Annotated in this window: 22 protein-coding genes and 2 pseudogenes; 10 read left to right on the forward strand and 14 right to left on the reverse strand. The window is 54.7% G+C overall.

What is annotated here, in order from left to right; genetic code table 11:
* The first annotated feature begins 125 nt into the window (after positions 1–125).
* Positions 126–825: pseudogene (locus tag CKW21_RS02795) on the forward strand (succinate dehydrogenase iron-sulfur subunit).
* A gap of 369 nt (positions 826–1,194) precedes the next feature.
* Positions 1,195–1,755, forward strand: a complete 561-nt coding sequence (locus CKW21_RS02800; protein ID WP_095192503.1) for a cytochrome P460 family protein — start codon at positions 1,195–1,197, stop codon at positions 1,753–1,755.
* Positions 1,756–2,060: 305 nt separating this feature from the next.
* Here the strand turns inward: CKW21_RS02800 and CKW21_RS02805 are convergent, their stop codons facing one another.
* The gene (locus tag CKW21_RS02805; RefSeq protein WP_095192504.1) at positions 2,061–2,534 is read right to left on the reverse strand and encodes a hypothetical protein; all 474 of its coding nucleotides are present in this window, start codon (positions 2,532–2,534) and stop codon (positions 2,061–2,063) included.
* Positions 2,535–3,023: 489 nt separating this feature from the next.
* Positions 3,024–3,938, reverse strand: coding sequence for an AraC family transcriptional regulator (locus tag CKW21_RS32155; RefSeq protein WP_095192505.1), 915 nt, complete (start codon positions 3,936–3,938; stop codon positions 3,024–3,026).
* Positions 3,939–4,058: 120 nt separating this feature from the next.
* Here CKW21_RS32155 and CKW21_RS02815 point away from each other — a divergent pair, with 120 nt between their 5' ends.
* Both CKW21_RS02815 and CKW21_RS02820 read left to right on the forward strand, forming a co-directional pair.
* Positions 4,059–4,595, forward strand: coding sequence for a carboxymuconolactone decarboxylase family protein (locus tag CKW21_RS02815; protein WP_095192879.1), 537 nt, complete (start codon positions 4,059–4,061; stop codon positions 4,593–4,595).
* A gap of 227 nt (positions 4,596–4,822) precedes the next feature.
* Positions 4,823–5,065 carry a DUF2798 domain-containing protein gene (locus tag CKW21_RS02820; RefSeq protein WP_095192506.1) on the forward strand — a complete coding sequence of 81 codons (243 nt, stop codon included), beginning with the start codon at positions 4,823–4,825 and terminating at the stop codon, positions 5,063–5,065.
* Between the two features lie 256 nt (positions 5,066–5,321).
* Here the strand turns inward: CKW21_RS02820 and CKW21_RS02825 are convergent, their stop codons facing one another.
* On the reverse strand, positions 5,322–6,536 hold the full coding sequence (locus CKW21_RS02825; RefSeq protein ID WP_095192507.1) for a multidrug effflux MFS transporter: 1,215 nt from the start codon (positions 6,534–6,536) through the stop codon (positions 5,322–5,324).
* A gap of 527 nt (positions 6,537–7,063) precedes the next feature.
* Here CKW21_RS02825 and CKW21_RS02830 point away from each other — a divergent pair.
* The 4 genes from CKW21_RS02830 (at position 7,064) to CKW21_RS32160 (ending at position 12,182) form a co-directional block, all read left to right on the forward strand.
* Positions 7,064–7,342 (forward strand): LysR family transcriptional regulator, encoded by a 279-nt coding sequence (locus tag CKW21_RS02830; protein WP_095192508.1) that lies wholly within the window; start codon positions 7,064–7,066, stop codon positions 7,340–7,342.
* A 135-nt stretch (positions 7,343–7,477) separates the two neighbouring features.
* Entirely contained in the window at positions 7,478–8,722 is a 1,245-nt protein-coding gene (locus CKW21_RS02835; RefSeq protein ID WP_095192509.1) for an efflux RND transporter periplasmic adaptor subunit, read from the forward strand.
* A gap of 12 nt (positions 8,723–8,734) precedes the next feature.
* Entirely contained in the window at positions 8,735–11,914 is a 3,180-nt protein-coding gene (locus tag CKW21_RS02840) for an efflux RND transporter permease subunit (RefSeq protein ID WP_095192510.1), read from the forward strand.
* A 49-nt stretch (positions 11,915–11,963) separates the two neighbouring features.
* The gene (locus tag CKW21_RS32160; protein ID WP_371917502.1) at positions 11,964–12,182 is read left to right on the forward strand and encodes a helix-turn-helix domain-containing protein; all 219 of its coding nucleotides are present in this window, start codon (positions 11,964–11,966) and stop codon (positions 12,180–12,182) included.
* Between the two features lie 601 nt (positions 12,183–12,783).
* Here CKW21_RS32160 and CKW21_RS02850 read toward each other — a convergent pair.
* Positions 12,784–13,611: a hypothetical protein gene (locus CKW21_RS02850; protein WP_218274028.1), complete on the reverse strand. Its 828-nt coding sequence runs from the start codon at positions 13,609–13,611 to the stop codon at positions 12,784–12,786.
* 251 nt (positions 13,612–13,862) lie between these two features.
* Between CKW21_RS02850 and CKW21_RS02855 the strand changes: the two genes are divergently transcribed.
* The gene (locus CKW21_RS02855; protein ID WP_256590119.1) at positions 13,863–14,807 is read left to right on the forward strand and encodes a DUF4917 family protein; all 945 of its coding nucleotides are present in this window, start codon (positions 13,863–13,865) and stop codon (positions 14,805–14,807) included.
* Between the two features lie 261 nt (positions 14,808–15,068).
* On the opposite strand, the gene CKW21_RS02860 is transcribed toward CKW21_RS02855, so the two are convergent.
* The 9 genes and pseudogenes from CKW21_RS02860 to CKW21_RS02905 all read right to left on the reverse strand — a co-directional run bounded on the left by CKW21_RS02860 (position 15,069) and on the right by CKW21_RS02905 (position 24,007).
* Positions 15,069–16,598 carry a hypothetical protein gene (locus CKW21_RS02860; RefSeq protein ID WP_095192513.1) on the reverse strand — a complete coding sequence of 510 codons (1,530 nt, stop codon included), beginning with the start codon at positions 16,596–16,598 and terminating at the stop codon, positions 15,069–15,071.
* Complete coding sequence (locus tag CKW21_RS02865) at positions 16,576–17,565, reverse strand: hypothetical protein (RefSeq protein WP_218274029.1); 990 nt, start codon at positions 17,563–17,565, stop codon at positions 16,576–16,578. The genes CKW21_RS02860 and CKW21_RS02865 overlap by 23 nt, the downstream gene beginning before the upstream one ends.
* 478 nt (positions 17,566–18,043) lie before the next feature.
* Positions 18,044–18,253, reverse strand: coding sequence for a hypothetical protein (locus CKW21_RS02870; protein WP_095192515.1), 210 nt, complete (start codon positions 18,251–18,253; stop codon positions 18,044–18,046).
* 252 nt (positions 18,254–18,505) lie between these two features.
* Positions 18,506–18,859: a hypothetical protein gene (locus tag CKW21_RS02875; protein WP_095192516.1), complete on the reverse strand. Its 354-nt coding sequence runs from the start codon at positions 18,857–18,859 to the stop codon at positions 18,506–18,508.
* Between the two features lie 326 nt (positions 18,860–19,185).
* Positions 19,186–19,704: a hypothetical protein gene (locus tag CKW21_RS02880; RefSeq protein WP_141232881.1), complete on the reverse strand. Its 519-nt coding sequence runs from the start codon at positions 19,702–19,704 to the stop codon at positions 19,186–19,188.
* A 7-nt stretch (positions 19,705–19,711) separates the two neighbouring features.
* Positions 19,712–20,494: a TIGR04255 family protein gene (locus CKW21_RS02885; RefSeq protein ID WP_170948617.1), complete on the reverse strand. Its 783-nt coding sequence runs from the start codon at positions 20,492–20,494 to the stop codon at positions 19,712–19,714.
* A gap of 395 nt (positions 20,495–20,889) precedes the next feature.
* The gene (locus CKW21_RS02890) at positions 20,890–21,339 is read right to left on the reverse strand and encodes an antitoxin Xre/MbcA/ParS toxin-binding domain-containing protein (RefSeq protein WP_095192519.1); all 450 of its coding nucleotides are present in this window, start codon (positions 21,337–21,339) and stop codon (positions 20,890–20,892) included.
* An 847-nt stretch (positions 21,340–22,186) separates the two neighbouring features.
* Positions 22,187–22,828: pseudogene (locus CKW21_RS32165) on the reverse strand (TrlF family ATPase); the annotation flags it as partial.
* 270 nt (positions 22,829–23,098) lie between these two features.
* Positions 23,099–24,007: a site-specific integrase gene (locus CKW21_RS02905; RefSeq protein WP_170948619.1), complete on the reverse strand. Its 909-nt coding sequence runs from the start codon at positions 24,005–24,007 to the stop codon at positions 23,099–23,101.
* Between the two features lie 178 nt (positions 24,008–24,185).
* Between CKW21_RS02905 and CKW21_RS02910 the strand changes: the two genes are divergently transcribed.
* Positions 24,186–25,214 (forward strand): DNA-binding protein, encoded by a 1,029-nt coding sequence (locus tag CKW21_RS02910; protein WP_095192523.1) that lies wholly within the window; start codon positions 24,186–24,188, stop codon positions 25,212–25,214.
* 10 nt (positions 25,215–25,224) lie between these two features.
* On the opposite strand, the gene CKW21_RS30290 is transcribed toward CKW21_RS02910, so the two are convergent.
* Positions 25,225–26,133, reverse strand: coding sequence for a hypothetical protein (locus CKW21_RS30290; RefSeq protein WP_141232883.1), 909 nt, complete (start codon positions 26,131–26,133; stop codon positions 25,225–25,227).
* Positions 26,134–26,243 lie beyond the last annotated feature (110 nt).

The raw sequence follows: 26,243 nt of genomic DNA on the forward strand, positions 1-26,243 counted from the left end.
AACCCCTAATTTTTGACATCGTCTATACTCCAAGATAGAACGGTTTAACGAAAACAAGATCACTATTCTGCTTCAAGCTAAGCCACACTTCTTCGTCAGGTGTAAACCGCGAGGCTTTCTAAACCATGAATATTCAGGTCTATAGATCCCACCCGGAATACGACGCTGTTCCTTACATGCAAACGTTTTCGGTTCATGATGATTTGCGAAATCGGATGGTATTGGATGTTTTGGAATATTTGCACACACTGGAGCCGACATTGGTGTATCGCCGTACTTGTCGTGAAGGCGTCTGCAGCTCGGGCGGCATGAATATCAACGAGAAAAACAGGCTCGCCTGCATCACACCCGCGAATGAAGCGATAGAGAATGAAGAGCTTATCATACGTCCCTTACCAGATATGCCGGTTATAAGGAACTTGGTAGTGAACCGAAACCTTTTTTTCAAAAAATACCAAACTGTAAAGGCTCGGTTAATCAATCATTATCCTGCTCCGTCTATAGAAGAGAGCCTGCAATCTCCAGAGGAACGCGCGCGTCTTGATGGGTTATATGAATGTATTTTATGTGGCTGCTGCTCTTCTCAATGCCCTTCTTGGTGGTGGAACCCCGAGAAATATTTAGGGCCGGCAGCGTTATTGCAAGCTTGGCGGTTTCTTACTGATAGCCGGGATCAAGATAGAGCTGAGCGACTGAGTCGACTGAACGATCGGTTTAGCGTATTCCGATGTCGTAGTATTTTGGGTTTGCCCTAAAGGACTATTTCATATGGACGCAATAGGCCATATTCGTCGTGAATTGATGATAGGACTTAACGGCATATGATCAATACCCAAACCAAACTCCAATTAATGTAAATCAACCAAGCCACCTGGGTAACGCCTATGAATGAACTGATAGATTTTAATTAGCACCAACGGCTGACAGGTAACAATCCAACCCTACAGCAGGGATAAGGCGCTCAGGCTTTCTTTCGCGGAATTTTACCTGCTTAGTGTCTGGAATTTAACGCTTGCTAGTGCGCCGTGGGATATGGTGCTTCAAAAGTTTAATTAGCTTATATGATGAAGCAAAAAGGTGGTATGAGATATTCTCTTACTGCCAAAAAAACCAGACCTGGCAGAGATAACACCATACGTGGCAGGTAATCACCATCCACCGAGAGGTGTCCCAGCCAAAAACTTGGAGTTTATAATGAGACGTATAGCCCTTGCAGGATTTTTGTTGGCAGCAGCGAATATTCATGCTTACGCAGAGAGCCTTGACGAACACACCTACGCAAATTATGTAGATAAGGACGGTAACATCAGCATCCCAGTGGATGTGCGTAAAACCTGGAGCCATCTTGGTTCTTGGGTGGTAGGTGACAAGCAAGCGCCAGGCTACGGGTTTCACGATGTCTATACACAGCCAGAAGTTGTTGATATCTATAGAAAAACATCTGAATTTCCAGATGGTGCAGTATTGGTAAAGGAAATTCGCAAGGTGGAGGAAGGATCGCAGACCACAGGTTTGGCCCAATGGGCGGGCGACGTTACTGTGTGGTTCGTAATGGTCAAAGATCGGAAGGAGCGTTTTAAGGGAAATGGCAATTGGGCGGAAGGTTGGGGCTGGGCACTCTACGAAGCCAAAGATCCAAATACTAACGTCTCCAAAGGATTTCAAGTGACCTGTTTGGGCTGCCATATACCCGCAAAGGAGACTGGCTGGGTATTTACAAAAGGCTATCCGACCTTGATAAAAACCGTTCCTTAACATGTACGAGTGCAACACTTTAACTAATCGCGAAGGCGCCCGTAACACAATGCTTTCGCGATTACTTGCTAATCTTATTAAGCTGACCGACTGAAGGCATTCGCTTTGACAAATCATTTTCCAGACATACACAACCTAGCTTCGAGAGTATTCGCTACCGAGGCAATCCAGAACAAAAAACATTGCAATATTCTTGTTATTTCACACCTTTAAATTTATCTTCAAGTTGATAGCCCGGCATATTGAGCCTCTTCTTAAAGAAGCGCCTCCGCGGCTGCGGAGACGCGCATCAACGATGAGAAATATTAATCTTTAGTAGAAAAAAGTCCTTTCGGTAGTTCTTTTCCGTTTTCATTATAAGCCGCCTTGACACTGATGTATGACTCCATCTCGTCAATATAGCCATCTTTGTTAGTGTCTTTTTTTGCGAACACTGCCTGTGCATTAGGAGCAACGACCAGGAACTCAGCTAGCGAGACTCGCGCATCATGATCGGTATCGACCGAATTGAAGATCGCGTCGCCACATTTGCCTTCACCACACTTACCTTCAGCGGTTTTCGCCTTGGCAGTTTTGTTGATGGCTTCGTTCGAACCGCATTTGCCTTCACCGCATTTGCCTTCACCGCATTTACCCTCTCCGGTTTTTTCTATTGCGGCTAGCTGGTATCCCTGAGGCAGTGGTTCCACGGCAAAAGCCACAGAAGACGCGAGGCTCAAACCTCCCGTCAAGGCAATTGCCAATCCACGGCTGATTTTATTCGTAAATGAATGGGACATGATACTTCTCCGGATTGTCTGCGGCTAAACCGCACAGGACATGCCATAAGATGAAATAAATAAATGAGGAAAGGAAAGCGTATGAGATTAAGCACTACTGCCCTTTTCTTCATGGGTCACCCTTCTCGGGAAAAAACATTTAGCCGTCGCCATGTATCTGTGATGTATTAAAAAAAGAAATATTTGTAAGCCATTGTAACCAAGTCTCCTCCAAACACACTAAAATACAAAAAGCTCAGTTTTACAGCCAACACAGAATCTTGAACTAGAACTGGCTCCTTGCTTGCTTAGCCATATCGAAGAAATCGGAACACTACGGGGTATTCTCAATATATAGGAATATTTTGCGGTCTCGAATCCTTTTTGACTGCCAAGATATTAGTCTTTAAAGGATGTATTCATTGCGCCTTTTCCGGTACCAGCACGTTCTTATAGGCGCTCGACGCTGGGTTCCCATTTCCATTTGGTTTATTTGTTTGTATCTGCCTGCTAATAGGACCGCAGCTGGCATCGGTACTGGCCGGGGCTCAAACCGTGATACAACTTGAAGGCGCGGCTGAAAGCAGCTTGCGAAAGATAACCGCACTGCTCTGCCACCGAACCGATGGGTTGTGGCCCGTGGATCAGCAGTCGTGCGCCCAGGGTCATGCGAACCTGAGTGACCCACTCTTGCGGCGTCAGCGATGTACAGCGGCTGAAGTGACGGGCAAAGGTCGCACGAGATAAATTGCAGCGATCCGCTAAATGCGCCAAGGTCCAATTACCGTTGGGTTCTGCCAGCACGGAGCTCACCGCCGGGGCTAAGCGGGAGCTGGCCAGCAGGGACAGCAGGCCGGGTTTCGCGTCGATCTGTGTGATAAGGGCTCGCAGTATTAAGGTAAAAAGCGTAGTAGATAGCTCTCGGACTATTACCTTACTTCCGGGTTGGTTGTCGGCACTTTCTCTGCCTAGCATAGCAAGCAGCATTCGCAACCCCTCACAGTCCGGACGTTCGGCAGTTCTAATCAGCATGAGCTCAGGGGAACCATTCAGTAGAAGGCTTCCTGAGGATCCAATCCTAAACTCGCCACAAAACATTTCTAGCACGGGCCCGTCCCCCTCTGAGACCCGCTTAGTTAATACACCGTTATGGTGACTGACCATCAGAGCCATCGGCTCCCCCTCAGTCAGCCCTTTCAACAAGTGAGGCGCCCCGTTCGGTAGCAGCAGCAGATCTCCAGCAGCCAGAAGCCATTTTTTGTTGCCCAACTCCACTATGCCTTTGCCGCTTAGGATTACGTGATAGGGCAAGCACCCGGGCTCAGCTTGGGGATGATCCTCAAACCAATTACCAGCGAAACGGCAATGGAGATCAACCGACCCCTTGGGTGCCAACAAACTAATGAAGTGGCTCAGACTGTCCATTTTTTCTTTGAGACCCTAAAGCAAAGGATTGAGACGACAGAATGCAGATGCGAGTTGTGATGAAAGCTAGTATAGGACCATCGCCATATGGGTGATGTCGCCATGAAATTGGAGTTTATAATGAGTCGTTTGTACACGTTGCACCCAAAGGAAGCCACAGGCCAAGCCGCCGAACTGTTTGCCTCAATCAAAACTTCTATCGGTATGATCCCCAATACCCATGTCACTATTGGGAGCAATTCGCCGGCAGTGCTAGCCGGAATATTGGCCCATGACACCGCCCTGAAGAGCAGTTCACTGTCCGCTCAAGAAATTGAAGCCATCAACTTGGTGGTAAGCGAGACTACAGGTTGTAGCTACTGCTTGGCAGCTCATACTGCATTAGGCAAAATGGCGGGATTTACGCTCGAGCAAACCAAAAAGTTACGTACAGGACGTTATGATGAAAACTTTAAGCTAGACGCCCTAGTGCACTTCGCCCATGAACTTATCACAACCAGAGGCGAAGTACCGGATGACACCTTGGCAGCAATCCGCGCGGTCGGCTACAACGACACCCAGATTGTAGAAGTAATGAGCGCCATGGGCGGAATTTTTCTTTACAACCTAATCAATAGGGTTGCGGCTCCTGCTTTAGATTTCCCCAAAATTGACTAGCTGAACTGTATAAAAAAGTAACAAAGGGCCCGCACACTTCTTGAATTTCCACCCACTATATCTCGTCACATATAATTTCTTGGACGACATTTCAAGCCGTTTTTTCTGCGGCACTTTTGCAACGTCAGCGCCATTTCATGTGTGACAGCTCGGTCGTCTGGCTATGACCTCGGTTGCCCCGCCGTGTCGAAATATCGACACGGCGATTTTTCCCCTGGAGAAAGTTTATGCCCCCAATTACGCGGCGCTATCACCAGCATGTGTTCGGCCTAATTCAATCAGCAATCACCTGCGCGGTCGCTACGTTGATTGCAACTCCCAAGAGTCTAGACGCCGAGACCTTCTTTTTACAGTGGTCAAGTGACTGGCTTTTGGCTTGGCTAAGCATAGTGCCGGTAGTACTACTGGCAGCTCGATGGATCAGAAAGTTAACCGATTTTATCGTGCAGGATAATTTTGTCCGACCGTAGGCTCAAACCGTCTCATAAACAAATCAATGCGTCTTCGATCTACAGCAGAGGAAATTCGACCAATTTGAGGCGTGCGGACAATAAAGTCTGCAGGGTATTTTTACATTACCCATCACCAACCGCCAAAAAAAAACGTTTACCGCGCAATAGCTTCAAGCTCGCCACCCCCTATTTTTTAACAATACTATTGATTTCTTTGCGCATACGCAGACCGTTTTTTCTAGATTGGCACCAGAACCAATTCCGATTGTTTATACTATCCCGCTATATTAGTTTTCTTTGCTATGTTCAACTGGCGTACACACATGATGCGAAATATTAGAAAACCGGTCACAGCAAAGGCAGCATTCAAAGCGACCATTGGCAAGGCCGTTCCATCTTGAAGTCGACTGAGCAAGAGCCCGGCAATCGTCGCGCCAGCCATCTGGGAAAAACCGATAAAACCCGCCGCCAAGCCTGCGCGAGTTGGGTTGGGAATCACCGCACCAGCGACGGAACCCGGCAAGACCATCCCCGCGCCCAAAGTTAGAACTACCTGTGGCAGCATCAGCCCAAGCACCGATGGCCCGATAAGCTCATGGCATACCAAGACCAGGCTGCCACCAACGGCAACTAAGCTAGTGCCGATGCCCACAATTTTCTCAGGCCCTAACTTCATGATGGTACGGTTGGTAATGATCGCTCCAACGATCAAACCCGAAACGATACCGCCAAAAACCAGGCCATACTGGGTAGGACTCAGACCTAGCTGCCCAACAAAAACCCGCGAAGAACCGGCAATAAAGCAGAACATCGCGCCGTATGTGCAGGCAATGGCAATCGAAAAACTACGCAAGGATGATCCTTTAAGTATCACTGCGTAATTTCTTAAAAGGGTTTTCAACCGACCCGCCTGTGGGTCGCGTTGTAGATTGGTCTCCTTGAATAACAGCGAGGCTAGCAGTGCAAATGCGCCAAACAATGCGGTTGCGAAAACAACCGTTCGCCAACCTCCAGCGTGAGTAGCGATCAGCCCTCCAAGCACCGGTGACAGCATGATCGCGCTAAGCATGCCAATTACCGTGATAGCCATTACTGGGCCTGCCTTCTCTTTCCAAACATCGCGCACTATGCTTCGGGCCACGACCAATGCAGCGCAGGCACCCAGCCCCTGAAAGACGCGGCCACCGATGAACTCGGCCATACTCCCTGCAAACGCCATCCATAAAGAAGCAAGTACATAAATGGTGACGCCGGAGAGCAGCAAAGGCCGGCGGCCGATACGGTCAGATAGTGGACCGAAGAAAAGTTGTCCGAGACCAAAGGCAGCGACAAATACTGACAAAGCTGCCAAAGAAGTACCCGGCGCAGCATTAAGCCCGAGCTCAACGTCGCGTAAGCTAGGGATCAGCAGTTGGGTGGAAATTTCACCTAAGCCGCAAAGCCCTACAAGAAGGGGAAGCAATACACTGGAACGACTAGGAAGCTTCATGGATATATCCATAGTGACGTGAGGGGTGCACTTGACCCGTTTGGGTATCTGGCCTGCAGAAAGTGGAGGTCTGAGCTTCACGAATGGCAAAACTCCCGGTAGCGCCACTCTGCAAATACATTATGGTCATAATAATTTATCACTGTAAATATTACGACCGTAATTTTTTTCATTCAGTTCGAAGGAACTCATGGCCTCTCCGCTTGCTTGAATGGGAATGCTCAGCCGCTTGGTAAACTTGTCCTTAAATTCCGGCCAGCATGGGATAGCCGTGAAATCAAGATAAAGGTCCCAGACGATGATAGGGACTGATTTGGGCTTTCAGGGTCGAGTTGATCAATGGGTCGTCGGTTGACATTGCAGCCGTCAAGAACTCCATCTGGTTTAGCGTGATTGACCTTTGGGCATGCTGTTCACCGGCATCGCTTTGCACTACCTCTGCTGCTGCCTAATGACTTGTAATTATTATGACCATAATATAAAATCCATACAAATGCCTCGTAGACCCTATCTGGCGGGCCTTAATCATGCAAAGAAATGAACTGCGCAACATTGACCTGAACCTTTTGGTGGTGTTCGAAGCCTTGATACAGGAGCGGAACGTCACCCGGGCGGCGCACAAACTTGCGCTGAAACAACCGGCGGTCAGCAATGCCCTCAGTCGTTTGCGCGGGCTGTTCAACGATCCCTTATTCACACGTACGGGCCGGACGATGCAGCCCACATCCCGTGCGTTGTGGATCGCACAGCTTTTGGGACCGGCGCTGGATTCGGTCTGTCACGCCATCTCCTATACACGGGCATGAGTCGGCAGATCCCTTATTTGCCCTTATACATTATGAATATCATCAATATTGATGACCAAGCTCACTCCGTTCAATTCGTCGCTGCCTTGCACGAGGCCGAGACTTCGCAAACTTCTAAACGTCTGGCGCCCCCCTATGGAACAGTCATTCAAACCTCTTCGCTACCCGATGGCTGCACTGGCCCTCACACTGCTCACCGCTTGCGATCGTGCACCGGATACTGCCAAAGGCCCGGGGACGCCACCCGTCACGGTCGCCAAGGTGATCGAGCAGCCCATTACCGAATGGGACGAAGTGACCGCGCGACTTGAAGCGCCGGAAACGGTTGAGGTCCGCCCTCGTGTGTCGGGGCAGATTGAACGGGTTGCCTTCACCGATGGCGGGCTGGTGAAGAAAGGTGATCTGCTGTTCCAGATCGATCCAAGGCCGTTCGAACACGAAGTGCATCGTTTTGAGGCCCAACTGCAACAAGCCCGGGCGACGCTGGTCCGCACGGCCAATGAGGCACAGCGCGGGCAGCGCTTGCTCGGCAGCAATGCGATTTCCGCCGAACTGGCCGAAAATCGTACCACCACCGCGCAGGAGGCCAAGGCCGGCGTCGATGCGATACAGGCACAACTGGATCTGGCCCGCCTGAACCTCAGTTTCACCCGTGTCACAGCGCCGATCACCGGCCGCGTCAGCCGTGCGAAAATCACCGCTGGCAATATCGTCACGGCCGATACCACACCGCTGACCAATGTGGTCTCTACTGACAAGGTTTATGCCTATCTTGATGTCGATGAGCGCCTGTTCCTCAAGTACAGCCAACTCTCGCGCAATGGCCAGCGCGGCCAGACAACGCCGGTTTACATGGGCCTGTCGAACGAACAGGACAACGCACATTTGGGGCAGATGGATTTCGTCGACAACCAGGTCAATCCCCATACGGGCACCATTCGTGGTCGCGCCGTGTTCGATAACGCTGACGGCCAATACACCCCCGGCTTGTACGCGCGGCTGAGATTGGTGGGCAGTGCGGCCTATGCCGGTCTGCTGATCAAGGACGAGGCGGTGGGCACTGATCTGGGCAAGAAATTCGTCCTGGTGGTCGATCAGGACAACAAAGTCGTGTATCGCAACGTCGAACTGGGGCCGAAGCTCGAAGGCCTACGCATCGTGCGCAATGGTTTGCAGAAAGCGGACCGTATCGTCATCAACGGCTTGCAACGGGTGCGCCCCGGTGCCGTGGTCGCACCTCAGAACGCGCCCATGGCCGATCCGAAAACCATCGCGACCTTGACCCGTCAACGTCACGCATTCGAGGCCGGTAATCAGCCTGTTCCCGTGAAATCTGCGACGCTGGTGAAAACCGATGCGGCTGTCACTCCTCGCGGATAAGGGAACACCGACATGAAATTCTCTCAGTTCTTTATCACGCGGCCGATCTTCGCAGCGGTGCTTTCGCTGCTGATCCTGATTGCCGGCGGCATCTCGCTGTTCCAGCTACCGATTAGCGAGTACCCCGAAGTGGTACCGCCGACTGTGGTCGTGCATGCCAACTACCCGGGCGCCAACCCCAAGGTCATCGGCGAAACCGTGGCTGCGCCGTTAGAGCAGGCCATCACTGGCGTCGAGAACATGCTGTACATGTCCTCGCAATCCACGGCCGACGGACGCTTGACCCTCACGGTGACGTTCGCCCTTGGCACCGATCTGGATAACGCCCAGGTCCAGGTGCAAAATCGCGTGACCCGCACCGAGCCGAAGTTGCCGGAAGAGGTGACGCGCATCGGCATCACGGTCGACAAGGCCTCGCCGGAGTTGACATTGCTGGTGCACCTCGTTTCGCCAGACAAACGCTATGACATGCTGTACCTGTCCAACTACGCAATCCTCAACGTCAAGGATGAGCTGTCGCGCTTGAACGGTATCGGCGATGTGAAGATGTTCGGTATCGGTGACTATTCGCTGCGGATTTGGCTTGACCCGGATAAGACCGCGTCTCGAAATCTCACCGCCACCGATGTGGTCCATGCGGTGCGCGAGCAGAACCGCCAAGTCGCTGCCGGGCAACTGGGTTCACCACCGGCACCGAATGCCACCAGCTTCCAGATGTCGATCAACTCCCAAGGGCGATTGGTCACCGAGGAAGAGTTCGAGAACGTGATCATACGCAGTGGCCAGAACGGCGAGATCACACGCCTCAAGGACATTGCCCGGATCGAGTTGGGTTCCAACCAATATGCGTTGCGCGCCTTGCTCAACAATCAGGAAGCGGTGGCGATGCCGATCTTCCAACGCCCGGGCTCCAACGCCATCGACGTCTCCGACCAGGTGCGAGCGAAGATGGCCGAGTTGAAGAAAAACTTCCCCGAAGGCATGGACTACGAGATCGTCTACGACCCGACCATCTTTGTGCGCAACTCGATTGAAGCAGTTGTGCACACGCTGTTCGAAGCACTTATTCTGGTGGTGCTGGTGGTGATTTTGTTCCTGCAAACCTGGCGGGCTTCGATCATTCCACTGGTTGCGGTGCCGGTGTCGCTGATCGGCACCTTTGCCGTGATGCATTTGCTCGGGTTCTCACTCAACGCACTGTCGCTGTTCGGCCTGGTGTTGGCCATCGGTATTGTAGTCGACGATGCGATCGTGGTTGTGGAGAACGTCGAGCGCAACATCGAATCGGGCTTGGAGCCGGCTGAAGCGACCAGTAAAGCCATGGGCGAAGTCACCGGGCCGATCATCGCCACGGCGCTGGTGCTGTGCGCGGTGTTTGTGCCGGCGGCGTTTATCTCCGGTCTCACCGGGCAGTTCTATAAGCAGTTTGCGTTAACCATTGCGATCTCCACGGTGATTTCGGCATTCAACTCGCTGACCTTGTCACCGGCCCTAGCGGCCATATTGCTCAAGGCCCATGGCGCGCCCAAAGACCGGTTCTCCAAGGCGCTGGATCGACTGTTCGGCGGCTGGCTGTTCAAGCCGTTCAACCGCATGTTCGATAAGGCCAGCCATGGCTATGTGGTTGCCGTGGCCAAAATTATTCGGGGTAGCAGTGTGGCCCTGCTGATTTACGCCGGACTGATCGCCCTGACGTATATGGGTTTCAGCACCACACCGACCGGTTTCGTGCCGACTCAGGATAAAAAGTACCTGGTGACTTTTGCACAATTGCCTGATGCGGCGAGCCTTGATCGCACTGAGTCAGTGATCCGGCGCATGAGCACTATCGCCATGGACGAGCCGGGGTTCGACAGCGCCGTGTCGTTCCCCGGCCTGTCGATTAACGGCTTCACCAACAGTCCAAATGCCGGCATCGCTTTTATCGGCTTGCGTCCATTCGATGAGCGTGAAGACCCGAGCCTGTCGGCTGGGGCGATTTCCGCTTCGCTCAACGCCAAGTTCGGTGGCATTCAGGACGCTTACATCGCAGTATTCCCGCCACCGCCAGTTCAAGGCCTGGGCACCATCGGCGGTTTCCGCCTGCAGATCCAAGACCGGGGCAACCTCGGGTACGACGAGCTATACAAAGAGACCATTAACATCTTTACCAAGAGCCGCAGCGTTCCGGCGCTGGCCAATCTGTTTACCAGTTACACGGTGAATGTGCCGCAGGTTGAAGCGGCCATCGACCGGGAAAAAGCCAAGACCCACGGCGTGGCGATCAGCGATGTTTTCGACACGTTGCAGGTGTACCTAGGCTCGCTCTACGCCAACGATTTCAACCGTTTTGGCCGGACTTACCAGGTCAATGTGCAGGCCGAGCAACAGTTCCGTCAGGAACCGGAGCAGATTGGTCGGTTGAAGGTGCGTAACGATCGCGGAGAGATGGTCCCGCTGGCCACTTTCGTCAAGATCAGCCCGACATCCGGGCCTGACCGCGTTTCGCACTACAACGGTTTCGTGACAGCAGAAATCAACGGCAGCGCAGCCCCCGGCTACAGCTCCGGTCAGGCACAGGCGGCGATTGAGCAACTGCTCAAGGAAGAACTGCCCCACGGCATGACCTACGAATGGACCGACCTGACCTACCAACAGATCCTGTCCGGCAACACCGCGTTGTTGGTGTTTCCGCTCTGCGTACTGCTGGCATTCCTGGTGCTGGCGGCGCTGTATGAGAGCTGGAGCCTGCCGCTGGCGGTGATCCTGATTGTCCCGATGACCTTGTTGTCGGCGATTGCCGGGGTAATCATCTCCAAGGGTGACAACAACATCTTCACCCAGATCGGCTTGATTGTTCTGGTCGGGCTGGCGTGCAAAAACGCGATCCTGATCGTCGAATTTGCCAAGGACAAAGAGGAACAGGGTCTGTCACCGCTGGACGCTGTGCTGGATGCTTGCCGCATGCGTCTGCGGCCAATCCTGATGACTTCGTTCGCGTTCATCATGGGCGTGATTCCACTAGTGACCTCCACCGGCGCCGGCTCGGAAATGCGTCGGGCCATGGGAGTGGCGGTATTCTCCGGCATGCTCGGTGTGACCTTCTTCGGCTTGCTGCTGACCCCGGTGTTCTTCGTGCTAATCCGCCGCTACATCGAGCGCAAACAACTGCGCAAACAATCCCATGCGTCGAAACAGAGAGTGCAACCATGAATGCGCTCAAGCTCATTTTCCCCAGCCATCTGGTCGCCGCGCTGGCGGCGTGCACGGTCGGGCCGAACTACAAGACCTCGGCCAACGCACCGGCCAAAAGCGTGCATGCGAAGGCAGCCAACTACGATCAATCGAACGCGGTGAAGTGAATATCACCGTAGAAAAGCTGTATCGCATTGCCAACGTGCTGGATTGCGAACCTCAATTGCTATTGCCTGAATCGTGCTCTCTCCACGAGTTGGCGTCTGACCTTGAAGCGAGTAATTGAACCAAAACTTGCCAGTACCCAGCTGTCTCGCTGCGATGTAAAGCCAACATGAGCGCCGTGCGTGGAATGCTATATGTCGTGATGTCCGGCCTTTTCTAGAGCAGTATGCGCAGTGCGGCGTTGAACAGTCCCGCTCAAAAGCGTACGCCCACCTTGGCGACATTCTTGGCCACGCAACTGCTATCGCTCATGCAGGTTGCGATCTGAACGCTCCAGTCAAAATGCAGGTCCAGACACTGCGCTCAAATATTTCGATGACGGCGACATTGAAGGTAAAGCCGAGTTCTGACGGCACTTTAGCGAAAGCAACTGAATGGGTCTGGAATAGGCACTATGGGCCATTTGCTGGCATCCAAAAAGGCAGTTATGGGGAGACCGCTGCCTTTCGCGCCAGACAGCAGCCGGCAACTTGCAGCCTGTCACCCCAACCGCGATTGCAGCCCGAATCAAACACTCAAGTATATCTATAAGATTAACTGATCACCCGTTTTGGCCTCGAGTGCACGTTCAGAAGCGACGCTTTCGAACGCAGTCGTGTAAAACCGTCACCACTGGAAGCCGGTGTTGCCCGCTGATCCTAACTGGTCGGTCGTTTCCCCCGTCAGCATGCGGCGTTCTTGCGAATGATCAGTTCAAGTATTGCAAACAAGCGGTGGTACAGATAATTGACGTGCTGAACATCAATCACGGGCTCCTGGCGGACCTCGTGATGGCGCAGAAGATGATTATTAGCGATGACAGTCAGCTCGCGAGCCTCCTTTTCAAGCAGGGTGCGAAAGCCGCTTTCTTCTGCACAACGGTCCAGGAGCAAGCCAATCGATTTCGCCTTATCGGCATGGGCGATCGATTTGATCCGCTCCCATGCATCGCAGAGGCGCTCCAACGCCTCGCGGCAAATCAAAGGACTGGGACCAGAGAACTTGCTCCGACTCTCCTCCAGCATAACGTCCAGAGTTGAATCGCCGGTACGCAGGTAAGGTCTCGACAAGGCCTCGCCGATCACCGCCGGCAAGACACGCCAGACCTGGCCGTCGGGTTTGAGCTCATATGCCAGGCCATTACGTTCGAAAATCCGGTTCACATCGTCGCGGAATGCATCACGTCCGGCGTCTTCGTCAAAGGTATAGTGATGATGCCGATGGTAGTCATGGTACGAACCGATGATGATGGGTTTGGCGACTATGCGCCATACAAACTCCACGAGATCGAGCGCAATTAAAGTCTCTGGATGCCAAGGTTCATCTGTACTGAGAAAGTCATCTTTGTCCCTATGCACCGTCGGCAGCGGCCAGGTTAAACCATCGAGTTCAGCCTCGATGGCCCCTTTCAGGGATTGCTCATTGTTACCGCATATGGCGGTTCCGTCGGGACACTGCTCCGGGAAACGCCCCCCCCCCAAATGCACCCTGTTTTGCGAGTGCTGCCACAAGCGTAACAATCCCGACCCAGGCCACCTGCCCTATTTCCTATTCCGTCCTGGGGCGGGGGCCACGCTCACGATCACTAAAGTAGTCAGTCATTAATTCATCCTTGGTTGCCGAGTTTTTATAGAACTGGGCATGATAGTTCGCATTGACGCAGCGGCATATCATCTGCCAATCAAAACTACAGGAAGGATCCAGCGTGCCATTTGCCATTTCTTCGTGGGCCTATATTTCCCCTCAATACCATCGCGGTACAGTGCTACTGGGTAACGGAGCCAGCATGGCTGTGGCACCCAGCTTTGGCTACGGCTCATTGTTAGACCATGCTCGACAGAATGGACTTCTCAGCGACGTGGCCCGTCTGTTTGAGTTCTTCGATACCTCCGATTTCGAGCTCATCTTGCGTCTCGTTTGGCAGGCATCCAACGTCAACCTATCCCTAGAGATCCCCGATGACCGTACGCGCCAAGCCTATTTGCGTGTCAGGGACTGCTTGATTGAAGCGGTGCGGGCGGTGCACCCTGAGCACTGGGCGGTGCAGCACCATCTTCCCAATATGTACCGGTTCCTCAAATCGTTCGATACGATTCTCTCGTTCAATTACGATCTGTTGGTTTACTGGACCATGACCTATGGATTCAACATTGATGATGGTCATCTCTTCAAGGACTGCTTTGTCAGGTCCGTGTTTGATGACGATTGGCAAAAGTTTCGCGCCCGTTTCCGAGAGCGCACCAATACGCTCGTGTTTTATCCGCACGGAAGCCTCGCCCTATGTCGCAATGCAGTTGAACAAGAGTCCAAGATCCATGCCGCTGGGGCAGGATTGCTGGAGGCCATCCTAGACGAGTGGCGAGGTGAGCGTGTGGTACCGCTGTTCGTCAGCGAGGGAGTCAAAGCGCAAAAGGTTGCCTCGATTCAGAGCAGCTATTACCTGTCGACGGTGTATCGGGAAGTACTGACATCTGAGCGGCAAACACTGACGCTGTTTGGCTGGGGTCTCGGCGGCCATGACCGGCACCTGCTTCAGCGCATGCGCAACACCGGCATCCAGCGCGTTGCCGTCTCCGTGTTTGGTGACGACCAGGTCTATTGCAACTACGCCCACCAGACTATTCAGGATGATCTAGGCCAGGTACAGGTGGACTTTTTCAATTGCCTAAGCCCTGGATGCTGGATCCACCCATTGGCCGCGCAGTGATCCGCATGTCCTGCGTCCCTGCGAGGGCGCCCCCCCCCCCCCCCCCCCCCCCCCCCCCCCCCCCCCCCCCCCCGAGCGCCCTTCGGCACCCGCGTCCGAAGGCGTACGCCACACCAGGGACCACACAAACGCAGAGTACTAGCGGACCCGACGCAACGCCGCCTGCCGGTCACGGCTGATTTTCTGAGGGTACTCACCGCCTTGCTATGAAAACAGCTTTCATAGCGGGCAGTGAACATTTCCCACCGCAGCAGAGGCGATTCAAGGCTTCGCTGGAACGCCACTCGATTTAACAGGAATCCGGAGCGGTGAGATCCAATCCTGACGAAAGGGCAACCGGGCAGCGGGCGGTACAGGCAATCCGGGCAATGGCTCATGCCGTTGGATGATGCCACCGGCCTGACCATCAGTTTTTTTGGATTCTGAAAGATCGGCTTTGGCGGCGTTCACTGTAGGTTCACTGACAAAGCTGAATATCGATACGCCAACAAACATGGCTATCACGGCCCCCAGTCCAATCGCCGCCGAGTATGTAAACACTCGCTCTGACTTTTTGGCCGGTGCCGCGACCATCTTGTTGTATTCATCCTGCGGTAGGAAGCGGTAGAGTTTTGGTTGCCAGTCTTTTCGAAGTTCGCGCTGTAAACTGATGAAGCTCCATCCTGAGTAAACGATCAGCCCGATGTACCCAGTGGCTATCAGCATCACCATGCTGATTAACCAGGGATTGATCGTAGTACTCAGGCGCGCGGCCACGAGGCCGACGCCCACGGCCAATGCGCCGGAAACAGCGGTAATAGTTTGTCGTGTGGCGTCAGTCGCTTTCGCGGTTTCTTCAGTAATGGCTTTGCGCAGATCGCCTAGCGACTTCAGGGTGTCTTTCCCTAACTCGGAGAGCGACATCTGATACGCGATTTTTGCACTTTCCAGTGAGGTAGGGAGATTGGCTTTTAGGTAATCTGCAGCGTGGCCGTTCTCACGCCCTGAGCGGGCAATTTCCATCGCTAACAGGCTGTGTTTGACCTCTGCTTCGCGGGTATTTTCATAAACCCAATGTGCGGCCGTTTGCAGCTGCAGAAAAGCATCCATACCAAATTCTTGTATCATTATTGCAGTAGATTGCGGGGCTTGCAAAATGAGCTTGGGCGGCCCCTTGAATATCAGCGAATGATTGACTGGATCAATTTCATTCGCGAGCGTGTGCACTAATGCGTCAAACGCCTTCATAGCCCAGAGTTTATGGAATGGCTCGTTCAAATCAAACTGCGCTTGGTCGAGAAGGAGCCAGGGACGAATATCTCCCGGGACGATCTTCAAAGCGCCTGACTCTCTCACGAGTGCCCTGGGAGACTTGGTCACCGGTGCCGTCGTAATTGCAGCTGCCGCCGAATTTACGGCCGGCACGGCCCAGCCGCTATATTGGCGAACTTGAGTAAACAGCGGCTTGGAGAGACCCGCGATCCGCCAGCGGGTTGCTTCGTGCCCCTTTTCCAGCCACTGCGAAAGGCCCACGGAGGTTAAAATATCTAGCGTCTGCTCGGCATGATCCGGCTTGCGAAGGGTGAGGCGAAAAGGCTCGAAATCCTCAACAATATTGCCTGGCTCAGTGGGCGTTTGCTCCTCGTCAAACACCGAGCACTCCCAGCCGAGTCCCACGCAAGTAGCCAGTACCCGAAGCGTCGCGTCGGCACGCAAATTCGAGACGGTGATGCTCTCCTCACCCTCATTGATATGCGCGTTAGCCTGAGCAGCCAGTACATCCAGCTGTTCAGCGAGGATTGTCAGAGACAAGTTTGTCTTCCGTGATGGCCTGAGTATCAATCGTAATCAATTCCCCTCCGTTAGCCTTAGGCTCGCGGGTGACGGACATCCCCGCATCGTCTGGATACAGAACTGTAACGCCTTCAGTGGTTCGGATCCTGCGCATGGGCGGCCGCCCGAGGATTGCCTGATCAGAAGGAAACACCAAATTTTCAATTCTAGCGGAGCGAATCTTTCGCCGTGTTGCATTCTGCAACCTGCTGATCACCCTCTCATCGCCAGGGTTCCCCGCCGCCAACAGGACCGCATCAATGATCGCATCTTCGTTGATTTCTCGGCGCTGCGCTAAGCAGTTTTTGGCGATGGAAAACGCTCGCGGAACTGAATCTGGCAAATCGGCCTTACAAGAGGTTAAGGTTTCGCGTAACAGGCTAACGACCTTGGTGTTGAGTTCCTGATCAGACATCGAACGGACCACGTCGAGAAAGTTCGCAAAGTAATCAACGATTTCTGGCGCTTTTTTCATTCGGTCTCGGGCGGACACCAGGGTTTCCGCCACTCCGTTGACGACTCTCACCAAGGCGGACTTTTGAATCGCCTTTTTATCAGCGACAAACGCATGAACAATGCGTCGAAGCAGACCGCCGTCTTCCGCAGGAGCCTGCTCTATCGCCTCGCTGTAGTCATATTTAATCAGGCTATAGAGTTTTGTTTGCTCATCACCCCCGGACAACTCGAAGATGAACAATGCTCCGTCGCGACTGCTATTGACGTGCCAACGAGAAAACGTCGCGGAGAGACTCTGGGTTCCTCGCTCAAAATCTTCGGTCCCCGTCGCAATGCGCTCGAGCTGCGCTTTGGTCGCTGAGGTCTGCCTAAAGCTATAGATGGCATCCGCATCGGTATCGAGTATTCGCGCGATGAAAAACTCTTCATGCTCGACTTGGCGTACGGACTCCGGGGTAAATTCGTCCCCACCGACGACGTGCAGGATCATGTTGGTGATCCTCAGGTCAGCCGCCTCTCCCTCTGTAAAAAAACCCACTGCTCTCTCCCTGACTCGCAAATATCCAGTTGGACGGGCGTGCTCTCAGTCCTCGACATCGCTGCAATTGGGCAATTACTCGCTGATCCGGATCAAGATTTTGGTGCACAAAGGGTCAGCATACGGTTGCGCCTGAGCAATGGCAATTGGCCTTGTTTTTCTGAGTGATGCCCGGAAAGGCCGCGACGGCCGCGGCAAGCGATTCAGGGACATGACAGCCATCGCGCAACGTCACGATCATTGATGCGCTGGCCAATTGGCATAGAGATCAACCGGCTTGCTCAACTTTCTCTCGCGCTTGGTGCGAGACTCCCCGAGCAAGGTGCTATTTGCCCTCCTGCGCGAGTGTTACCGGTGCTGCTGCCGGCGCCACTCTGCTCTGCTGCGGGCAACCTTTCCGAGAGGCCCTCCGTTACGAGCCGATGGCGAATTAATCGGGTGTCAGCAGGAGCGCCAGGGTTAGCTTGATGAACTCCTCGTTACGGTCGATGGCGGTCAAAGCGCCACGCACGTTGGCGCCCACCTCGCCCGCTCCGCGCTGCTCGACCCAACGGGTGAGTTCCAAGATGGCCGCCTCGAGGGCCAATTGATTTTCATTGATCCTGAACAATAGAGAAGGCAGCAGGTCTGCGTTGGTCATGAACAATCCTCCCTGAAGCGTACAGCCTAGCAGCAACAAGCAACGCGGCACGCTCCAGCTAGAGGGGCTTACCCAGGATTAGTAAACTCCGCACGGAACTCAAGGGGGGGGGCAGTGAGATGGCCAACATCGGCCAGAGGTGAACTTTTCAATACGCAGGGGGTGGCGGCTTGAGACGAAGGCGTCGAACCTGCCGATGCGCCGAACTGGGCGACAGCCGCTTGCCAGCAAGGGAGCGGGAAACACTTGATGTTATGACAGCGCTACACCGAAACGCATTTTCTTCAGCGGAAGCGGTGGTTTTGTCCCGGTAAGGTTTTGAATAAGCGTATCGGTCAGATTGATTTCGTTATTCAGTTCGTTCAGTTCTGCATCGTGCACGGCAGCCGTGATTTTGTGATCGGCCAGAAGTTTTGACAGCTGGGCTTTTTGATCCTGGAGCGAGGCGAGCTCTTTCGCTGTCAGCTTCAAAGCGTGCAAGGTCGTTTTTCGAAACTCCACTTGCGTGTGATCGTTGAGCAGCAGAAGCTCTTCCGTGTACTCGCCAAACTTTGAGCGCACCGTCATCATGCCGTTGCCTGCGTCGAACCTGAGGTGCTGGCTCATGATGTAATCACAGGGGTTGACAATGTACGGCCCATCTTTTTCATTGACTGGCCAGTCATTATTCTTGCGGGAATTACAGCTCCCGCAACAGTAGTACAGATTCTGGTAATCGCACACCAAGTGCGCAAATTTTGCGACACCCTTGGGTTTGTAATGATCAACCCCGAAGTTTAAATTGGGGGCGCTGCTGTCAGGCTGACGACAGTAAACGCAGGTCCTCGAGAACTCGTGCTGCAAATAGCGCTTATACGTCTGATATCGCTTAAACAGTCGAGGCGTCAACGACCTGGTATGTTTGGATTTGGGATATTGAAAGACGGTAATATTCAAATTTGCAATCCCAATCTTTTTGCGCGTTCCAGCCGCGACTGTTCAATCGCCTTCACCGATACGATAGAGCTTTCCAGCGAGTTGATTTGCTCGACAGTCACTCGAGGGGAGCGCTCGATCAGCCTAGAGTTAAGTATCTCCAGTCGCGCAATGATTTCTGCAGAAATGGAATCGTTCGCATATTTTATCGCAAGGAGCCTGATTCGGGCCTCGGCGATTTTACTGACTTCCGCCTCTTTTCCTTCCGCGGGTCTCTCGTGAGCGGGGGCACGGAATGAAACGATGTCCGCGCTTTTAGGCAGCAGCGCAGTCGCGTCGACCTGCCGAGCACTGCTGGGCAGCTTTTCCGTGGCATCCATATCCCGCGACCCTATATTGAGACCGGGATAATCATTGGCCAAGAAACGGGTGGCACCATAAGCATTTGCCGTAGAGGACCTTCGACCTGAAGCGGCCTGTGACGCATAAAAACCTGAAGGAGACGGCGCTGGCGTGACCGCTACGTAAAAATCCATGATCCAATCATCCTTTTGAATGGCGGGCGTCTGTGGATAAAAAGTTTCTCGCCTTATCGGTGAGCGACCAATCGAACAGGTCAAAGGCTTGGCGATGCATGATATCGATGGCAGCAGGGGTCTGTGACAATGACACCTCGGTGCGATAGGTATCGATGTCCAGGAGATACTCAACCTTCGGCGGGGCATCGGCTTTTGCACGATTTAGCTGAATGCCGTGCTGGAATAAACAGCCGCCATCTTCGGCCAAAAGCTGCATCCTGCCACCAAAATCATTAATGCCGAGGAAACTTTCTGACGTGATGGGCGCGGTCAGATAAGGGTTTATCCAGTGGGTAACATCCTCATCCCCGCTACTGACTACATTGATGTAGCGCAAACCGATACGGGTAAAAAAATCAGAATCGATAATCTTTTCGGCCGCCTCAACCACGTGAAGAACGCGCTCTCGTAGATTATCGAACCCGGTGTAGGCGGTGGTTTCAATCGACAGCGAATTCTCTTTTAGCGAAATACTCCAGGTGGCTTTGGCTGACCTGAAAATATGAATATGGCTAGAACCTGTGTTTCCCATCCCGATGCCGAGCGTGAATTCATTACTCATCTCTAAAACGGGATATTCTTTACGCAACGCTTTAACGAAAGAGGACGGTGGACGTTGTTCGCCAAGCTCCATGAGTGTTGGAAAACGGAGCTCGCAAACGGCCTGCTTCAAAAAATTACGCTGAAAGCGATTTTCATTGTCAGACCGAGTACGTACTAATCCGTCAGCTTTCCACAATGCGCTCATGAGGTACTCATCGCTAGGTACAAAAGGTGGCCATGATGGCATGGAAACCTACTACTGTCAGTATGCAGCGCCGGCACCGCTCCCACCGATTCACCGGCCTACTTGGGCAGTATAGCCAGCATTTGAAAGGGCGATTCGAGGTTCCTGGCGTTCGCGGTCGCCAGCGATCTGGCGTCGACCGCGTACTGTTTTGTCCGCAAGCATAGCTCGCCGAAGCGCGTTGCTGACCGTCACGAAGCACGGGAATCTGCCAATACAGTGGCCCGCTGTTCCCCGGGCAGTTGACCAATACCCGGTTTACACACACTTCCACTGCACCTGCCGGGCAGCGCACGGTACCCGGCCTGAGGCGAGAGCAGGCCGTCGCGATGAAGACGGTTGCCCGTTGCTCGGGCTTAAAAGGCCATGCCTTCTGCCAGCTGAATCAGCCATTGCTCAACCAACCCCATGCCGGGGTGGGTGCAGAGCAACGCCACGGGGGCCTGCCCCGCCCAACGGTGTTTGGGTTTGCTCAGCCAGCGCTGGGCCTTGTGCTTATCGCCAAACACCACCTGCGCCATCGCCGATACATGCGCCAGGCGGAACAGCCGATCACTCTCCCCCCGGCTCAGCAGTTGACCGCGAGCCAATCGGCGCTGCAGGGTATTGAGCGAAACGATCTGGTGGAAGGCCTGCTCACTGAAGACGTCCAGCGCGCAAAATGTGTTGGCCGTCGCAGCGGAGAAACCCGCCACGATGCGTTGATGGATTGCCAGCTCTGAAGCATCGACAGGGATGCCCAGCGATGTTTGCAGACAGTGCCGATAAGCCTGGTAGGCCGGGCCACGCAGTAGTTCAGCCAACATGGGGCGCCTTCTGACTCGCTATGGGGTGATCCAGCATCCGGTGATTTTCTCAGCTTGTGAAGGGGGGATCGGAAACGCGCTCGCCATGGTCGCCCGGTATCGCGAAAAGCTGTGCGCGCTCCCGGGTCAGGCGCGCACTAACCCGTCCGGAATGCCCAATGCCACTGCTCGATCGGTGTGGCCGCAGAGGCTTTGGCCTCGACAGCGTGGAGGCGTTTCCGGGGGGCTCAATCTGAGGATTGCACCTGCCTGATGACAGTGACGCTATGCAGGTAATGTTTTACTCAGCCCTCTGTGAGGCGCTAGTCGACCCTGCGCCGTCGGCCGTTACCGGATCAGTCCTTTCTGCGTCATTGCCTGCCACTGACCTCGTGCCGAAGCGCGAGCCATGTGGCCGGGGCCACCGCGAGCCACGTCCATCCGTTCGGCCTGAGCGACCGGCTGAATCTATGTCGACCGGCGTCAAGGCGGTCGGGAAGACGCCGCGATGGCTAGTACCCGGTGTCACCCATGAAGCGCCTGGCGAGAATCCTTGAGGGCTGTCTCCTGTCACGATTTTTTCTTGAGTGCTTCAAGAAAATCTTGATTTGCCGTCGTTCTACTTATTTTTTCTTGACGGGTGTGCCGCCTCAGAAGGCTGTCGTAGATACGTCTGAAAGCCCTCTATCGACATGCAGGGGCACGGCCGTTACGCGGTTCCCGAGCTGCTCGGCCTTGCTCTGGCCCCCTTCGCGGGCTGACAAAGGTCGACACTGCGTGAGCTTGGCCCCATTCGTGCCAAACAGTCATCACTGATGTGACGAGGTGAGCATGTTGCCCGCTAAGAAGAGTCCCTATGCTGGCCGGAAGTCGTCAACTCCAACGCCAACAATCCAGGCAGTTGATAGTCATCAATGTTCCGCGGCGGACAGCAACCCATCCTGTTGATCGGCATGCGCAGCAGTCACGATTCCGCCATGTTCCTTTTGTACCGTATCCAGCAAGGTTTTCAGGCTGATCGTCTGTTCACCGCGGCGCAGCGCCGCCGGTTCTCCGCCCTTGAAGCGCTGGCTCTCCGCCAGACCCAATTTAATCAGGATCATGTTGACGCGCTGCACGTGGCGCATTTTAGTGGCAGGGTCGAACAGGCATAAGACGTGGTAACCGATATCCACTTCGAGCCAGGAAAAATGTACAGGGGCGCACGCCCTAGCGGCTTGGCCACAGCTTTATTCTGCTCAACCAGGTGGGTGATGAACCAGTCGCGGGGCTCGGACTTTTCAGCAAAGTTGTGATCGGTAATGCCAATGACTTCCAGCTCAAGCTCGTGACAACGTTGCAGAAAACGCTTGGCTTTATTCTGATTGTCCTGCTCATTGGGCACACCGTTTTGTAGCGGCCGCCGAGGGTTCAGCAGGCGCAAGTCATCATCTGCCCAGTGTTTGTTGTCTTCTGGTGTCTGTTCCTGAAAATCCGTCTTGAACCAGCGCATGCCTTGGTACTCGCTCACACAACCTCCTTTTCTCTCACAAGCTTCGTCCTCAGTATCAGCGACATTGACCATGGATGACGTGCTTCGCATACGCTATACGACACAGGAGAAGACCGCGACCGTGTCGCCACGCTGTTTGGGTGGCCCACCGATCGCATCTCGCTCGCCGGTGGAGCGTGAATGAAGTGGGGGTGTTTGAAAGAGTGAACGCCAAGGACAAGGGGACCTTCCGGTGACCAAGGATCGCCCCGATAGCCGGCACAACACGGGGCACCGTGATGACCACACTTACCGTCGCCATTCCCCAAAAGGAGCGGTGGTGTCGATGTAACGCATCGCTGACTGCACGTCGCGCCAACCGACATAATCCATCAAGGCCTTAACCCCCCACTCGTTACGATTGGCCCAGGTCGCAAAACCGCGACGCAGCGAATGGCCGCTGTAACCTTCCCCATCCAGGCCATTGCGCGCGAAGGCCATGCGCAACAGCCGCGACAGACTGTTCGAATTCAGGCCCTCGGCACTGACATGCCCCCAGCGATCAATGGCGCGGAACACCGGTCCTTGCTGCAGACCGCTGGCCGCCAACCAGGCCTCGTACGCCGCCACCGGACACAGCCGCTTCAGCGCCGGCACCATGACGGTCCGTCCTTGATGATCACGATCGGTTTTGTCACTGACGAGGAAGATTTCCAAGCTGACACCCGTTTCGACTTTGATGTGCTCGATGCGTAGCAGGCACAGATCGTCGCTCCGAAACGCGCGCCAAAAACCGAGCAAGATGAGCGACTGGTCGCGACAGGCGCGCAGTCGTTCGGCGGCCACCGTGGAGTTGGCCTGCTCATTTAATCCAGCGATGCAATCCTCCAGCGCCTGCAGCTGCAGCGCCTCGGCCCGTTTGACCGGCTGGGGATGCTCGGCGCGAATACCACGCAGCACATCCCGCACCTTGGGCTCCTTGGTCGGGTCGACAAAGCCATGGCGCTTGTGCCACTGCGCCAAGGCGGCCAAGTGGGTATGCAGGGTCGAACTGGAGAGCTGCTCCGCATAGGTCGCCAGATAGCGCGCGACACTTTCGCTGGAGGCGGGCAATAACCCCTGCCAGGTCCCTTCAAAATGCTCAAGCGCACTGAGGTAACGACGTTGCGTACTCGCCCGCCGCGCTGCCTTCACGTACCGATCCACTGGGGCCGTCACGCCACCCACCCTCCTCGCATACCCCTGAAAAACCAAATATTGCCCAAAAACCCTCTCACGTTTGAGAATTCCGCATTCATGCACGTCAGTTCGTCATCTGCCTCCCTTCCCCACAGGACATTTGTACGGGTGTACTTCCATACTTCGTAACACGCTACGAAATAGTAGGAGACCGCACATGGCTCGTGGAGGCATCAACAAGGCGCTGGTGCGAATTGCCCGCGAAGCGCTCATCGCCCGCGGCATTCGCCCCAGTATCGACGCGGTGCGCGTGGAGCTCGGCAATACCGGCTCCAAGAGCACCATCCTGCGCTACCTGCGCGAGCTCCGCGCCCCCGAGACCTCGACCGTGCCGGTGGCCCTCAACGACGAACTGGCGCACCTCGTGGCAAGTGTAGCCGAGCGTGTTCAGGAGCAAGCCCGGCAGGCCGTGAGCGAAGACCAGACGCGGGTCGACGACGCGTGGCGGCGACATGCGCAAGCCCAGGCGCAACAACGCGAACTGATCGACGCGTTGCAGGAACAAGTGCGCCAGCTGGATAGCCAGTTAGTCGAGTACCGCGCTCGTGAACAGCAACTGCAGACGCGTTCGAATGAATTACAGGGGATTTACAATTCTCAGCAGCTGGAGATGAGTGAGTTGCAGCAGGAGCTCAGCAAGCGGGATCTGCTGGTCCAATCGCTCAACGAGCGCTGCGAACATCTGAAGGCGTCACTGGACCACTATCGCGAACAGCAACGTGCACTACGCGATCAGGACCTTGAGCGCAATGACCAGCAGCTGCAACAACTGCTCAGGGAACAACGCACCCTGCAAGCGACCCTGCTGCACAAGCAGGAAGAAATCGCCCAGCTCAATCGTGACAATGAGCGGCTGCTCACCGAGGCCCGGCTGACGGCGCGCCAAGCGTCGAGTGACGCCCAGGAATTTCGCCAGGCCCAGGCCGCCTGGCAGGAACGGGCTCACACCCACCAAGAGGCGCAGGCGCAGTGGCAGGCCGAGCAAGCCGACCTGCGCAGCCGATTGCGCGCCGCCCTCCTCAAGCAGCGTGGAGATGCTCATTACATTCGCAACGAGCAGCGGCAAATCACCCACCTGCAGCGGCTGCTGGAGTCACGGCCGCCTTCAGCGCCTGAGCCTGGCGGCGCTCCGTCACCCCAGCCGGCATCACCTTCCGTGCGCGCAGAAGCAGCGCCGAGCCGCTGATATATGCGAGTTACACGGCCACGTTGAGCCGCGGATCCAGTTCGCGCACCAAGTGGCGAAGCGGCGCCGGACAGCGCCGTCCACCCCGACTGTAGCTGCGTGCCAACTGTTCATTCAGTGGGGTGCCGCCCAGGTGCAGGGACCAGAGCATGGCCAAAGCGCACCGCGTAGGCAAATCCGCTTCCGGCAGCCAGCCGCGATCCATCAGTTCCTTGCGCGTCAGTTGACTCAGAGCCTGCTGATACTCGAACGCGCCGGCATCGATGGGCCACTTCAACGACGAGGCGTCGGCGCCCAGCCCCCTGGCGTGCAGCCATTGATCAACCAATGCCCACAGATCAGGAAAACAGCGCTGGTAGGTCGGCGACAGCGAGGCGATTGTCAAATAATGGCTGAAATGGGCGTGTAACCAACGTTGTTGAGGGTGATGGCCCAACGCGGAACTGACCAACAAGGCTAGGGGCATCGCCAGTTTCGTCCAATCGGGGACACCCAGCGCCCCTTTCATCCGCGCATTGGTACGGCACAAGTAACTGGAGCGTTCCAGTGCACGGCAGTTCGGCCTGAGGTGCTTCAGGTAGGTAAAGGGCGCCTCACTATCGTCGCTGTCCCAACAGAGGACGTCCCACAAGGGGTGGTCGCGGACACCGTCTAGCTCGGGATACACCGCGGCCAGACGGTTCAGGCTATCTGCATGCAGCTTGATCCCGTGGTCCAGCAACCGCAGCCACTTGGGGTTACCTCGATGCAGTGACTCCGCCCCAGCAGCACTCGGTGCCGCGTACAGATGAGGGCGATCCAACTGATCACAGCGCAACGCAAATTCGCTGGGCGAACGAGCCCCCGTCAGTCGGTAGAGTTCAGCGCCGACAAACCGGTTCCGGCAGCGGCAGATTGATTTAAGGCTAAGTGTCGACACTTTGTCACCTCACACCCCCACCAATTACCCCGGTACACAACTATAGAGCGGTATGTAGGACTCGCCAGTCAGCCCGACATTTTCATAAGGCCATGTGAGGTGGGCGATTC

This window comes from Pseudomonas sp. Irchel 3A7 (assembly GCF_900187565.1).
Lineage (GTDB): Bacteria > Pseudomonadota > Gammaproteobacteria > Pseudomonadales > Pseudomonadaceae > Aquipseudomonas.

What these genes read in the sequence shown, in the direction of transcription:
- CKW21_RS02830 (WP_095192508.1), top strand. Translation starts at nt 7,064, where the DNA reads ATGCAAAGAAATGAACTGCGCAACATTGACCTGAACCTTTTGGTGGTG.
- CKW21_RS32155 (WP_095192505.1), bottom strand. Translation starts at nt 3,938, where the DNA reads ATGGACAGTCTGAGCCACTTCATTAGTTTGTTGGCACCCAAGGGGTCG.
- CKW21_RS02910 (WP_095192523.1), top strand. Translation starts at nt 24,186, where the DNA reads ATGGCTCGTGGAGGCATCAACAAGGCGCTGGTGCGAATTGCCCGCGAA.
- CKW21_RS02815 (WP_095192879.1), top strand. Translation starts at nt 4,059, where the DNA reads ATGAGTCGTTTGTACACGTTGCACCCAAAGGAAGCCACAGGCCAAGCC.
- CKW21_RS02880 (WP_141232881.1), bottom strand. Translation starts at nt 19,704, where the DNA reads ATGGATTTTTACGTAGCGGTCACGCCAGCGCCGTCTCCTTCAGGTTTT.
- CKW21_RS02820 (WP_095192506.1), top strand. Translation starts at nt 4,823, where the DNA reads ATGCCCCCAATTACGCGGCGCTATCACCAGCATGTGTTCGGCCTAATT.
- CKW21_RS02865 (WP_218274029.1), bottom strand. Translation starts at nt 17,565, where the DNA reads ATGATCCTGCACGTCGTCGGTGGGGACGAATTTACCCCGGAGTCCGTA.
- CKW21_RS02805 (WP_095192504.1), bottom strand. Translation starts at nt 2,534, where the DNA reads ATGTCCCATTCATTTACGAATAAAATCAGCCGTGGATTGGCAATTGCC.
- CKW21_RS02825 (WP_095192507.1), bottom strand. Translation starts at nt 6,536, where the DNA reads ATGAAGCTTCCTAGTCGTTCCAGTGTATTGCTTCCCCTTCTTGTAGGG.
- CKW21_RS02870 (WP_095192515.1), bottom strand. Translation starts at nt 18,253, where the DNA reads ATGACCAACGCAGACCTGCTGCCTTCTCTATTGTTCAGGATCAATGAA.
- CKW21_RS02835 (WP_095192509.1), top strand. Translation starts at nt 7,478, where the DNA reads ATGGAACAGTCATTCAAACCTCTTCGCTACCCGATGGCTGCACTGGCC.
- CKW21_RS02875 (WP_095192516.1), bottom strand. Translation starts at nt 18,859, where the DNA reads ATGAGCCAGCACCTCAGGTTCGACGCAGGCAACGGCATGATGACGGTG.
- CKW21_RS02840 (WP_095192510.1), top strand. Translation starts at nt 8,735, where the DNA reads ATGAAATTCTCTCAGTTCTTTATCACGCGGCCGATCTTCGCAGCGGTG.
- CKW21_RS02800 (WP_095192503.1), top strand. Translation starts at nt 1,195, where the DNA reads ATGAGACGTATAGCCCTTGCAGGATTTTTGTTGGCAGCAGCGAATATT.
- CKW21_RS02885 (WP_170948617.1), bottom strand. Translation starts at nt 20,494, where the DNA reads ATGAGCGCATTGTGGAAAGCTGACGGATTAGTACGTACTCGGTCTGAC.
- CKW21_RS02890 (WP_095192519.1), bottom strand. Translation starts at nt 21,339, where the DNA reads ATGTTGGCTGAACTACTGCGTGGCCCGGCCTACCAGGCTTATCGGCAC.